Genomic DNA, 12,192 nt, shown 5'->3' on the forward strand with positions numbered 1-12,192 from the left:
CTGCCCATGTTTATCAAACGCTCGCGCAACAAGGCCCTGGCCAATCATCAGCCGCTGCACCACCCGGACCACCGCCGACCCATCACCCGGCGCGAGTTCATCGCCCAGGGCTTCCGCGCTGGTACCGCGACCGTGTTCGGCGCCTCCGCCCTGAGCCTGTTTGCCAACCCGCGGGCAGCCCAGGCGGCACTGTCGTCGGATCTGGAAGCACTCAAGAGCAGCTGCAGCCTTGGCGTCCAGGGGGCTGGCAAGATTCCCTTTATCTGTTTTGACCTGGCCGGCGGCGCCAACATCGCCGGTTCCAACGTGCTGATGGGCAAGAGCGGAGGGCAGCAGGATTTCCTCACCACCGCCGGCTACAACCGCCTGGGGCTGCCCGGCGACATGCTGCCCAATGATCCGGCGTTTGTGAATCAGGAGATGGGACTGGCGTTCCACACCGACAGCGGCTTCCTGCGCGGTATCCAGGCCCGCACCGGCGCCGGCACACGGGCCGCCACCAACGGCGCCATCATCGCGGCGCGTTCGGAGAACGACACCGGCAACAACCCCCATAACCCCATGTACGGCATCTATCGGGCGGGCGCCGACGGCTCCCTGCTGTCACTGATCGGCTCACGCAGTTCCGATTCCGGCGGCAACTCGCTGGCACCGATGGATCTGATCGACCCGGAGGCCCGCCCCACCAAAGTGGACCGCCGTACCGATGTCACCGGCCTGGTGGACGTGGGGGATCTGGTGGGGCTGCTGGACCAGAGTGACGCCGTGGCGGTCATGGAATCCATCCAGCGGATCAGCGACGCCAAGATGAACCGGGTGAACACCCAGATCACCGCAGACGAGGTGATCAAGGACCTGGTCCGGTGCGGGTACGTCAAAAGTGCCGACCTGGCGGATCGTTTCGGCGATCCCAGCACCCTGGACCCGGATCTGGACCCGGACATCGTTGGTCCCGGCGGCATCTTTACCAGCGCCCAGTACAACGGCGAATCGGAGTTCCGCAAGACCGCGGCGGTAATGAAGCTGGTGGTGAACGGCTTTGCCGGCGCTGGCACGATCACCATGGGCGGCTACGACTACCACACCGGCGAGCGGGGCACCGGCGAACGCCGTGACTTCCTGGCCGGCGAGTGCATGGGGGCGTGTCTGGAGTACGCCGCCCGCCGCAACATGCCATTGATGATGTATGTCTTCAGCGACGGCTCGGTGTCCAGTAACGGCCGCATCGATGACTCCGCCGAAGGCCGTGGCAAGGGCGAATGGACCGGCGACAACCAGCAGACCGCTGCCTCGTTCTTCCTGGTCTACAACCCCAATGGCCGCCCTGCGGCCATCCGCAACCAGATCGGTTACATGCGCGCAGACGCCTCGGTGGAAACCGCCTCCAGCCCGGCAGCCAACAACGTTAACCAGTTGGTCCAGACGGTGCTGCTGAACTACATGGCGCTACATGGTGAACAGGGCAACTTTGGCACCACTTTCCCCGGCCATGGGCTCGGCAACGCCACCCTGCAGGACAGCCTGATCGCGTTGCCCGGGATTGTCAGTGGTACGATCTGAGCCGGCCCCCTAAGGCCCCTCCGGAGGCATCAGGCCTTCGGAGTAATGCAGCTGGCGCTGGTCGTCGATGATGATGGCGTCGATCCCCGGCAGCCGGTTGATCATCGCCAGCCCCTGCTCGGCTCCGAGCACGAATACCGCGGTGGACAGGGCGTCGGTCACCAGCGCCTGATCCCCAAGGATGGTGACGCTCTGCACGCCTTCGGCGGGCCGGCCGCTGGACGGCGCGATGATATGATGCACCCGGGTGCCGCTGTCGTCTATGAAGAAGCGTTCGTAGTCCCCGGAGGTGGAAATGGCGACATCGGCCAGGGGCAGCCGCACCACCATGGCCTCTTCCCGGCGCGGGTCGCGGACCCCCACCACCCAGGGCCGGCCCCGCCGGTCGCCCAGCAGGCGCATGTCACCGCCGGCACTGAGGCGGGCGTGGCGAATGCCACCGGCGCGCAGCAGCTCAATGCCCCGGTCGACAGCGAAGCCCTTGGCGATGCCCCCCAGATCGGTCAACAGGCCGTCTTGGCGGAAATGCACCGACCGGTCTTCGGGGTCCAGTTCAATGTCGCGGTAGTTGATGCGGGGCAGATTGTGGGCCAGCTCCTGCTCGCTGGGCTGAATACCCCGACGGTAATCGTAGAAGTACCCCACCGACCCGAAACTGATGTCGAACGCGCCGTCGCTCAGTTCCGACACCCGCCGGGCCTGCTCAAACACCCGGTACAGATCGTCGCTCACCACCACCGGAGCGTCCGCCGCCTGGCGATTGACCCGGGACAGCTCGGAATCCTCCCGGTACCGGCTCATCCGGTGGTCAATCCGATCAAACTCGGCAAACACCTGCCTGCTCAGGCGTTCGGCCTGGTCCCGGTCCGCCGCCCAGAACTCCATCTCGATGGGCGTGGTCATGGCGCTGCCGCTGAAGCGGAACCACTCCGCCCGGGCGCTGGTGCTGATCAGTCCGACCAGGACCAGCAGGGTCATGGCGCGCAGGGTCATACCACCACACCTTCAAGGTCGGGCAAAGGCTGCGGGAAAATCGACAGCACCTCGCGGAAACTCGCCTCCAACGGCGCTTCGATGGTCAGCGGCTCACCGGTGCCGGGATGCCGGAACCCCATCCGGGTCGCCGCCAGCAGCAGCCGTCCCTGGCCGAAGCGCTCGGCGAAGTAGCGGTTGTGGCGGCCGCGACCGTGGTTGGCATCGCCAATGATGGGGTGACTGATGTGCTTCATGTGGCGTCGCAACTGGTGCTTGCGCCCCGTCCTGGGGGCCAGCGCCACCAGGGCGTAACGGCTGCTGGGGTAGGTTTCGATGGCCACGGCAATCTCGGTGGTGGCCAGGGTGCGATAGCGGGTCTGGGCCTCCCTCACCGGCTGCTCCTGGCCTTTCAGGCGGCGATCCTCAGGCTCTTCCCGCAGCGGGTGATCGATCAGCCCCTGGGCTGCAGGCCAGCCCCGAACCACCGCCAGGTAAGTCTTCGCCACCGCACCGGCCATCATCTGCTCCCCCAGCACCCGGGCCATGGCGGCGCTGCGGGCAAATACCAACACCCCGGACGTGGGACGATCCAGCCGGTGCACCGGGTAGACATGACGGCCGTCATTGAGCGCGCGGGCATACTGCAGGGCGAACTCGGTTTCGTGTCGGTCAATGGGGCTGCGGTGTACCAGCAAACCGGCGGGTTTGTGCACCACCAGCAGGTCATCGTCACGGTAGAGTTCGGACAGGGGATTGGGGGTTGGCTGACAGGCGTTCATTGGCGGATATTCTACGGCCTCGGACCGGGCTTGTCCCCTCCCGCCTCTTTTTCATCTTCATTCTCCCTACTCTTCCCCCATCCTCCCATCCTCCTCCAGAAGAAGGTGAACACGCCTTCACGTTGATAATCGTTCGTATTTTTTTTACCCTCTCAGTCCGCAACTTTCCCCTTGTTGGAACCCTCATGCCCAGTTTCTTCCAGATTCGTCATCTGGACGTCGAGATCGCCTCGACCTCCATCCTCCGGGACATCAGCCTCGATTTCCACGATGGCGAAGTGACCGCGCTGCTGGGCCATAACGGCTCGGGCAAGTCGACCCTGCTGAAAGTGCTGGCTCGCCAGCTCGAGCCCAGCGGCGGCGAACTCGCGCTTCAGGGCGACGCGTTCGGCACCCTTGGCCAGCGGGACTTTGCCCGCCAGGTCGGATTCCTGCCCCAGTACACCCCGGCCACCGACGGTCTGACCGTGCGCGAGCTGGTGGCGCTGGGACGCTACCCCTGGAAGGGCCCGCTCGGTCGCTATCGCGATGAGGACCAGCGGCTGATCGACCAGGCCATCGACGACACCGGCCTGCAGGCCTTTGCCCAGCGCTCGGTGGACACCCTGTCCGGCGGTGAACGCCAACGCGCCTGGATCGCCATGCTGCTGGCCCAGCAGACCCGCTGCCTGCTGCTGGACGAACCGATCTCCGCGCTGGATGTACTGCACCAGGTCGAAACCCTGCGCCTGATCCAGCGCCTGGCAGAGCAGCGCGAGCTGACGGTGGTCATGGTGCTGCACGATGTCGACCTGGCGGCCCGGTTCTGCGATCGCCTGGTGGCCCTGAAAGCCGGCGCGGTAACGGCCGACGGCACGCCGGCACAGATCATGAACGAGCAGGTGCTGGAATCCATCTACAGCGTGCCCATGGGGGTGATGGAACGCGCGCCCGGCCAATGGGTGTCCTATGTCCATTAGAGATATGTCCACTAACGATATGTCCATCAACCATTTGCCCTTTGAACAGGCCCAGGTCGTCATGTCCGTGAACCCGATCCGCCATTTTTGCGCCCGCCTGGCCCTCGCCGTCACCACCTGGCTGTGCCTCAGCGTCAGTCAGCTTGCGCTGGCCGACACCTGGCAACACGAGCGAGGCTCGATTTCCTTCGACAGTCCGCCGCAACGGGTGGTTGCGCTCAACTGGGCGGCCACCGAGGCGCTGGCCCTGCTCGGGGTGACGCCTGTGGGTGTGGCGGATCTGGAGTACTACAAGGTCTGGGTGCAGGACCCGGCCCTGCCGGAAGGCGTCGCCAACGTCGGGGCCCGCAGCGCCCCCAGTCTGGAGGCCATCAGTGAACTGGCTCCGGACCTGATCGTCACCTCCGGCCAACTGGCGCCCGCCTACGAGCAACTGGCGGCCATTGCCCCGACCTATGTCATCAGCGTGTACGACGAGGGCACCCAGCCCTATCAGCAGGCCCGTACCATGCTCACCACCCTGGCCCAGATGCTGGACCGGGAATCCCGGGCGGAGACCGTGCTGGCCGACATCGACGCCACCCTGGCCGACAACCGCGCCCGTCTTGAGGCCGCCGGCCTCACCGACCGACCGGTGGCCATTGTCGGCTTTATGGACGACCGCCACGTTCGCATCAACACCCCCAATGGCCTGCTCCAGGCCGGCATCGAGGGCCTGGGGCTGACCAACGCCTGGCAGCGGGAAGGCAACTTCTGGGGCTTCTCCCTGGTCGGGTTGGAGGAACTGGCGCCACTGCAACAGGCCCGGCTGGTGGCCATTTCGCCAACGCCTCCGGGCCTGAAGGACCAGCTTGCCGGCAGCCCGTTCTGGAAACACCTGCCGATGGTGCGTCAGAACCAGGTCTACCAGATCGACCCGGTGTGGACCTTTGGCGGCGTGCACTCGGTACGCCGGCTGGCCAACACCCTGACCGAACAACTGCTGTCCGGCGGCAGTGACAATGTCCGCTAAGGCGCCCTCACTGCCCCTGCGGCTGCCTTCGAGCACCGTACTGATCTGGCTGCTGGCGTTGTTCGCCAGTGCCCTGCCCTGGCTCGGCAAATTGCCGGTCGACGCCTTGCTCGCTGCAATCTGGGCCCCCAACACCGACGACTTCTCACAGGTACTGGTGCATTACAGCTGGGCCCCGCGGCTGGCCATGGCGCTGCTGATCGGCAGCGGCCTGGGCCTGGCCGGCGCGGTGCTGCAGCAGATCCTGCGTAACCCGCTGGCATCGCCCACCACCCTTGGGGTGGAGTCCGGCGCGCAACTGGCCATCGCCATCGCCACCGTCTATATCCCCGGCCTGATGGCCCTGAGTCCGGACCTCACCGCGGTCACCGGCGGTATCCTTGGCACCGGGCTGGTCATTGCCCTGACCTGGCGCCTGGGCTTCTCTCCGGTCACCGTCATCCTCGCCGGCATGGTGGTGAGCTTCTTCCTGGGGGCCATCAACGCCGCCTTCATGCTGTTTCACGGTGAGTACCTGGGCAACCTGTTTATCTGGGGCGCCGGCTCGCTGGTACAGAACGACTGGAACCAGTTCCAGACCCTGTGGCCGCGGGTGGTGGTGCTCGCCATCGCGCTGGTCCTGCTAATGCGGCCACTGCAGCTGCTGCAACTCGGTGCTGACTCTGCCAAAGCCCTCGGTGCCCGGGTTACAGCGCTGCGATTGCTGGCAATGCTGCTGGTGATCCTGCTGACGGCCTCGGTGGTCAGCCGGGTGGGCGTGGTGGCGTTCGTTGGTCTGGCGGCGCCGGCGCTGGCCCGCCTGCTTGGCGCCCGCACCCTGGCCCAGCACCTGCTCTGGAGCACCCTGCTTGGCGCCGGCCTGCTGTTGCTGGCCGATGCCCTGGCACAATGGGCCACCGCCTGGGCTGACGGCAATCTGGTTCCCACCGGTACCGCCACCGCACTGATCGGCGGACCGATCCTGCTGCTGGCCCTGCGGGGCATGAAGAACGACCGCCACATGCCCGGCCAGGCCTCCGAGCCGGCCAGCTTCACCCCGGAACGCAAGCCTCTGGCGCTGCCGCTGATTGCGTTGCTGGTGGTACTGGCGCTGGTGGTGGTGTTGGCCATCGCCTGGTCACCGACGTTGTCTGGCTGGCAATGGACCGCAGTAAGCAACTGGGACCAGGCCTGGGACTGGCGCGGTCCCCGTTTGCTGGCAGCGCTGGTTGCCGGCGTGGTACTGGCCATCGCCGGTACCCTGATCCAGCGTCTGACCGGCAATGTCATGGCCAGTCCGGAAGTACTGGGAATCAGCGGCGGCGCCGCCCTGGCGATGGTGGTGCTGTCACTGATGGGTCTGAATCCGGGCCGTGCCGGGCAACTGCTCGCCGGCAGTCTCGGTGGCGCTGCGGTGCTGACCCTGTTGTTCGCACTGTCACGGCGACATCGGTTCTCTGGCCATCAACTGTTGCTGGGCGGGGTGGCTGTGTACGTCTTCATGGACGCAGGCATCCGCATGGTGCTGTCCGGCGGTGGCACCGAGGCCAACAAGCTGCTGACGTGGCTGTCCGGCTCCACCTGGCTGGTTACTGAAACCGAAGCGCTGGCACTGGCGCTGGTGGCCGCTGCTCTGGTGGCCGTCACCGCGCTGGTCAGTCGGGTGCTGACAATCCTGCCGCTGGGAGAACCCACCGCCTTGTCACTGGGCCTGCGGGTGCCTCTGGCCCGTGCCGGGGTGCTGCTGATTGCCGCCCTGCTGACCGCGGCGGCGACCATCATCATCGGCCCGCTCAGCTTCGTCGGCCTGATGGCTCCTCACCTGGCCCGTCTGCTGGGGCAGCAAACCGTAGCCCGCCAGATGCTGCTGGCAGCAATCATCGGTGCGGCCCTGCTGACCCTGGCGGATTACCTGTCTCGGGTGGTGATGTACCCCAATCAGCTGCCGGCAGGCATTCTCGCCGCGATCGTGGGGGGGACTTACTTCCTGTGGGGACTGAGTCGTCATGACCGTCGCTGAGTATCGCCCGGAGCACCATCAGGACGAAGGGCCGGCCTTCTATCCCCGGCTGCTGGCCCAGGCCGGTAAGCAGCCGGACCAGCTCCGCCAGTTGCTGCCGCAACCCAAAGCCCCGGACGCGGCCACCGGCGCCCTGTCACTGTCCCAGATCCTGGAGAAGCCCGACGCCTTTGCCGATCTGCTGGCCGGCATCGCCCGGCTGCGGGGCGGCGATGTCCGCTCGCTGGCATCGGTGCTTCACCAGAACCTGGCCCTGCAGGTGCTTGGTCCCTGTACGGTGACTCTGTTTCTGGACGGCCACACCCGGCTGCCAGCGGCAGACGCGATCTGGCTCGATACCGCAGATCCGGAGGGGCAGTGGTATCTCGCCCCCGACACCGGCGCCGATACCGTGGATGAGGCATGCTATATCCGGGAAATGGCGACGCTCAGCCGCCAGTGGTATGAGGTGTTTCGTCGCCAGCTGGGGGTAAGCGCCGGCGCCTATTGGAGCAGCACCGGGCTGGCGCTGTGCGCGCCCTACTCCGCCCTTTACGATAGCGCCCGACCGCAGGAGCTGTGCCACCAGGCCAGCCACTGGCTACAGCGCTTCGACTGCGACGCCCGGCGCTTTATCGACTGGATTCCCTTCACCTTCGGTGAGCTGGACTGCGCGATTCCACAACGCCGGGGCTGCTGCCAGAAGTACCGGCTGCCGGATGGCGGCTATTGCGGTACCTGCGGCATCTACCGCAAGGAGCGGCTGGCTCTGGTCGCCAGCCAGAGTCCCGAAGGTGCGGTTGATTAAAACAGACCGCTCAACACAGTGCCGCCGGCCACCAGCACCGCAACGCCCAAGGCAATACCGGCAAGCTTGAGTCCTTCCAACACTTCAGTATCCGCGTGCATCCCTTGTCTCCTTGCTGGGGGAAAATCGCTGTCTCACTTCCCCGGGTCTTGACCATGGCATTTGCCACTGGAAAATCGCCTCCCGTGATGTCATCCGCTCGGGAGGGGCTTGGTCAGTTTGCAACCGACAGGACCAATATAAACGATAAGAGTTCTCATTTGCAACGTTGCCAGCGCCATTCCCACCGTCATTTCACTGCAACAAAAGTGTCATGTTTAAAAGCTTGTTTCTTCTATACTTGTTGAAGCACGTTCACGTAATTTTCAGCGTCTCAGGAAATCTTGCGCTATGAACTGGTATAAACGCAGTATTCTCAATCGAGTATTGGCCATCGTGGTGGTCGCCAATCTGGCGATCGCCATCGTGGCGGCGATCTATTTCGCCTTCTCCCTCGACTCCAAGGATGAATACGACCAGCTGGCCGGCACCGAAATGGTAACGGCTCTGGAAGCGCAGGATGTGCTGATCACCTTCAAGACCCAGGTCCAGGAGTGGAAGAATGTGCTGATCCGTGGCTCCGATCCGGACCAGCTCAAGAAGTACTGGGGCCGGTTTCAGGAGCGGGAGGGCGATATCCAACAGGCGCTGGATGACCTGATACCACGTCTGCTGAACCCGGAAGCCGTCAGTCTGATGAAACAGTTCCAGCGGGCACACCGTTCCATGGGCGAGGCCTATCGCGAGGGCTACCAGGCCTTCGTTGCGGCAAACATGGCAGTGAGTGCCGGCGACCAGGCGGTGCAGGGCATCGACCGGGAACCGGCACGACTGATTGACGAAGCGGTGCAGAACATCCGCGAGCAGGCCATCGACCATGCCGGCAGTCTGAGCAACGACGTCGACACCAACACCAAGGCCGTCGGTTCGCTGCTGCTGATCACCATCATCCTGGGCACCCTGGCGTGCATGTGGGTGCTGGTCCGCGCCGTCATCCGTCCGACCCAGACCATCATTGGTCAGTTGGAGAAACTGGGGGACGGTGACCTGTCCGATCCGGTCACCATCCAGCGACCGGATGAACTTGGCCGGCTGGCCGGCGCGGCCCGCAAGCTGCACGAATTCCTCAGCCACACCAGCCGACAGATGTCGGCCACCGCCGATCAACTGCACCAGACCCGCAGTGTGATTTCCGACAACGCCACCCGGGTGTCCGACCAGTCGCAGCAGGCCCATCTGCGCATCGACCAGATCGCCACCGCGATGAATGAGATGTCGGCCACGGCCCAGGACGTTGCCACCCATGCCGCCTCGGTGGCCAGCCAGGTGCAGGAGACCTCGGAGAAAACCGACCAGGCCGATGACCAGATCAATAGCGCCACCAGCAGCATGAATCGGCTCGCCGAGCAGATCCGGACATCGTCGGAAACCGTCAGCAAACTGGCCAGCGATGGCCGCCGTGTAGGGGATGTGATGAAGGTGATCCGCGAAATCGCCGAGCAGACCAACCTGCTGGCGCTCAACGCCGCCATTGAGGCCGCCCGCGCCGGTGACGCCGGTCGCGGTTTTGCCGTCGTGGCAGACGAAGTCCGCAACCTGGCGGCCAAGACCCAGGATGCCACAGTGGAGATTGACCGCATCATTGAGGCCATCGCCTCCGGCTCCCAGGACGCCACAGAGTATATGCAGGCCAGCGAGGTAGTCACCCAGGAGACCTCGGAAGCCGTCGCCACCGTGCGGGAAACCCTCGCCAGCATCAACCGACGCATGGCCAGTGTCAGCGACGCCACCACCCAGGTGGCCACAGCGGCTGAGGAGCAGACCAGTGTCAGCGAAGACATCAATCGCAACATTACCGACGTGGCGGAGATCTCCGAGTCGATGAACCAGGCCGCAACCGAAAACCGGGAGACCGTGCCCGAACTCGATCGCATGGCTCAGGAAGCCGAAGCAATCGCGGCCCGCTTCCGCCGCTGAGCGGCCCTCGCCCTACCTATTCCGCAACAAAACCCGGACACTCACCCGCCACGGACGGCGGTCCCCAGTCGGTTCGGGCCAGCACCAACGGACGACGTGACAACCTGTCCTGTCTTTCCTAGACTCAGAAACCACCTTCTTCTGACGAATCTCAGACGGCCCTGATCAGCAACACTCTGATCACAACAGCTAAACCAACAACAGTCAGACCAACAACAATAAGGGCCCCGACCGTCCGGAGCGCCCCACTGAGTAACTGGATTCGCCCATGTATACTGCTGGCTGGGCCCGTCGCCCGATTGCCATCGAACCCCAGGGGTACGCCATGCATGGCTACGGCCAGTGGCACCACCGCGCCCGCGGTGTCGAAACCTCGCTATACAGCCGCGCGCTCACCCTATCCTGGGGCGACGACCGTCCACTGCTGTTCTGCTGCCTCGACCTGGGCTACATCACCCGCGCCATGCGCAAGGGCGTGTGCCAGCGACTGGCCAATTTCCTCGGCTCGGCGTTTGATCCGCAACGGCTGGTACTGACCTGTACCCACACCCACTCCGGTCCCGGCGGCTGTGCCCAGGAAGGCCTCTACAACCTGGTAACGCCGGGCTACGTGCCTGAGCATGTCGACGCCATCATCGAAGCAACCTGCGAGGCCCTGCTGGCCGCCCTGGACAGCGCCCAACACGGACGGCTGCTGCTGGCGGAGGGACGGTTCGGGGAGCCGGTCGAGGTCGCCTGGAACCGCGCCCTCAAGGCCTACAACCGCAACCCGGAGGTGATCCCGGTGGATCGTCGCCACAGCCACCGGGCACTGGACCGGTCGATGCCGGTACTGGCGGTCGAACGGGACGGCCAGATCCAGGCCCTGCTCAGCCTGTTCGGTGTGCACGCCACCTGCGTCGGTAATCAGCAGGGTCGCTACGACGGCGACAACAAAGGCTATGCTGCCCTGGCAGCGGAAGCCAGCCTGGCGGAGGCAGGTGCCACCGAGCCGGTGGCGATCTTTGCCCAGGCCACCGCCGGCGATGTCTCCCCGCATTACCATGGCCCCGGCCAGAATCGTCGCCGTCGCCGTCTGCGGGGGCGGGCCGAGTACCGCTACGCCCGCCGCAACGGCCAGCACCAGGCCAGCCTCGCCCTCGCCGCCCTGGCGTCCGACAGCGTCGAGATTCGCGGCCCGATCGATGGCGTGCTCAGCTACCTAGACTTCAGCCACCGTCGCGCCGCACCGGCCTTTGCCAACGGCGAGACCGACGCCTGCACCAGCGAACCCTGCCACGGCGTGGCGTTCTTTGCCGGCACCCCGGTGGATGGCCCCGGCATGCCCCGAGCGCTGGCGCGGATGGCGGCGCTGCTCAGTCGACGGCTAAAGCGGCGCCGGCTCAGCAGGCCGTCCCCGTCTGACAGCCCGCACTACCAGCGGCTGTACCGCAGCCAGGGCAACAAGGACATCCTGCTGGAGGCTGGCAGCAAGCGGTTGCTGGGTCAGCCGCTGCGCCAGCTGCGACTGCCGGACGTTGCCGATCCCGCCGTTGCGGAACTCAAACGCCAGGCCCGTGCCGGCGCCCTGGATCACAGCCCGCTGGTGCCTTCGGTGCTGCCGCTGCAGATCATTACCCTGGGCAACGTCGCCATGGTGTGCTGTCCAGGGGAGTTCACTACTGTGGCCGGTCAGCGCCTGCGGGAGACCGTAGCCCGGCAACTGGCCACGCTGCCCTCCGCCACCGCCATAGAGCGGGTGCTGATCTGCACCTACTGCAACGAGTACATGGGCTACGTCACCACCTTTGAGGAATACCAGGCCCAATGCTACGAGGGTGGCCACACGCTCTATGGCCAGTGGACCCTGGCGGCGTTCCAGACCGAATTCTCCGCCCTTGCCGGCGAACTCACCAAGCCCGCCGGTGCCCGCCAGCACGACCGTGTCACGGTACCGGCGGAGGTGCCGGCACGGGAACTGGCGCTGCGCTCTAACCTGGTGCCGCCGCAACGCTGACGCAGGTCGGCGGCAACAAATATCCATTGAGGTCAAAAAAACGCTTGCATTGGGCCAAAAGCGTAGGGTAGTTTTTAGCCATCAATCGCAGGTTATTCGTTAGCAAGAT

The 12,192-nt window shown here is 65.2% G+C and carries 9 protein-coding genes; 7 read left to right on the forward strand and 2 right to left on the reverse strand.

Annotated features, from left to right (window positions below):
- Positions 1-6 precede the first annotated feature (6 nt).
- Positions 7-1,560, forward strand: coding sequence for a general secretion pathway protein GspF (locus tag J2887_RS15350; protein ID WP_227171969.1), 1,554 nt, complete (start codon positions 7-9; stop codon positions 1,558-1,560).
- A gap of 9 nt (positions 1,561-1,569) precedes the next feature.
- Here the strand turns inward: J2887_RS15350 and J2887_RS15355 are convergent, their stop codons facing one another.
- Both J2887_RS15355 and J2887_RS15360 read right to left on the reverse strand, forming a co-directional pair.
- Complete coding sequence (locus tag J2887_RS15355) at positions 1,570-2,553, reverse strand: FAD:protein FMN transferase (protein ID WP_227171970.1); 984 nt, start codon at positions 2,551-2,553, stop codon at positions 1,570-1,572.
- Positions 2,550-3,314 carry a pseudouridine synthase gene (locus J2887_RS15360; RefSeq protein ID WP_227171971.1) on the reverse strand — a complete coding sequence of 255 codons (765 nt, stop codon included), beginning with the start codon at positions 3,312-3,314 and terminating at the stop codon, positions 2,550-2,552. Before J2887_RS15360 ends, J2887_RS15355 begins: the two co-directional genes overlap by 4 nt.
- A 185-nt stretch (positions 3,315-3,499) precedes the next feature.
- Between J2887_RS15360 and J2887_RS15365 the strand changes: the two genes are divergently transcribed.
- From J2887_RS15365 to J2887_RS15390, 6 genes are all read left to right on the forward strand, one after another.
- Complete coding sequence (locus J2887_RS15365) at positions 3,500-4,273, forward strand: ABC transporter ATP-binding protein (RefSeq protein ID WP_227171972.1); 774 nt, start codon at positions 3,500-3,502, stop codon at positions 4,271-4,273.
- Positions 4,263-5,285, forward strand: coding sequence for an ABC transporter substrate-binding protein (locus J2887_RS15370; protein ID WP_227171973.1), 1,023 nt, complete (start codon positions 4,263-4,265; stop codon positions 5,283-5,285). The genes J2887_RS15365 and J2887_RS15370 overlap by 11 nt, the downstream gene beginning before the upstream one ends.
- Positions 5,275-7,284 (forward strand): Fe(3+)-hydroxamate ABC transporter permease FhuB, encoded by a 2,010-nt coding sequence (gene fhuB / locus J2887_RS15375; protein WP_227171974.1) that lies wholly within the window; start codon positions 5,275-5,277, stop codon positions 7,282-7,284. Before J2887_RS15370 ends, fhuB begins: the two co-directional genes overlap by 11 nt.
- Positions 7,271-8,071: a (2Fe-2S)-binding protein gene (locus J2887_RS15380; protein ID WP_227171975.1), complete on the forward strand. Its 801-nt coding sequence runs from the start codon at positions 7,271-7,273 to the stop codon at positions 8,069-8,071. Before fhuB ends, J2887_RS15380 begins: the two co-directional genes overlap by 14 nt.
- 390 nt (positions 8,072-8,461) lie before the next feature.
- Positions 8,462-10,087: a methyl-accepting chemotaxis protein gene (locus tag J2887_RS15385; protein WP_227171976.1), complete on the forward strand. Its 1,626-nt coding sequence runs from the start codon at positions 8,462-8,464 to the stop codon at positions 10,085-10,087.
- 268 nt (positions 10,088-10,355) lie between these two features.
- Positions 10,356-12,083, forward strand: coding sequence for a neutral/alkaline non-lysosomal ceramidase N-terminal domain-containing protein (locus tag J2887_RS15390; protein WP_227171977.1), 1,728 nt, complete (start codon positions 10,356-10,358; stop codon positions 12,081-12,083).
- The last annotated feature ends 109 nt before the right edge of the window (positions 12,084-12,192 follow it).

The organism is Marinobacter sp. CA1, from assembly GCF_020546665.1.
Lineage (GTDB): Bacteria > Pseudomonadota > Gammaproteobacteria > Pseudomonadales > Oleiphilaceae > Marinobacter > Marinobacter xestospongiae.

What these genes read in the sequence shown, in the direction of transcription:
- J2887_RS15350 (WP_227171969.1), top strand. Translation starts at nt 7, where the DNA reads ATGTTTATCAAACGCTCGCGCAACAAGGCCCTGGCCAATCATCAGCCG.
- J2887_RS15365 (WP_227171972.1), top strand. Translation starts at nt 3,500, where the DNA reads ATGCCCAGTTTCTTCCAGATTCGTCATCTGGACGTCGAGATCGCCTCG.
- J2887_RS15360 (WP_227171971.1), bottom strand. Translation starts at nt 3,314, where the DNA reads ATGAACGCCTGTCAGCCAACCCCCAATCCCCTGTCCGAACTCTACCGT.
- J2887_RS15370 (WP_227171973.1), top strand. Translation starts at nt 4,263, where the DNA reads ATGTCCATTAGAGATATGTCCACTAACGATATGTCCATCAACCATTTG.
- fhuB (WP_227171974.1), top strand. Translation starts at nt 5,275, where the DNA reads ATGTCCGCTAAGGCGCCCTCACTGCCCCTGCGGCTGCCTTCGAGCACC.
- J2887_RS15390 (WP_227171977.1), top strand. Translation starts at nt 10,356, where the DNA reads ATGTATACTGCTGGCTGGGCCCGTCGCCCGATTGCCATCGAACCCCAG.
- J2887_RS15385 (WP_227171976.1), top strand. Translation starts at nt 8,462, where the DNA reads ATGAACTGGTATAAACGCAGTATTCTCAATCGAGTATTGGCCATCGTG.
- J2887_RS15355 (WP_227171970.1), bottom strand. Translation starts at nt 2,553, where the DNA reads ATGACCCTGCGCGCCATGACCCTGCTGGTCCTGGTCGGACTGATCAGC.
- J2887_RS15380 (WP_227171975.1), top strand. Translation starts at nt 7,271, where the DNA reads ATGACCGTCGCTGAGTATCGCCCGGAGCACCATCAGGACGAAGGGCCG.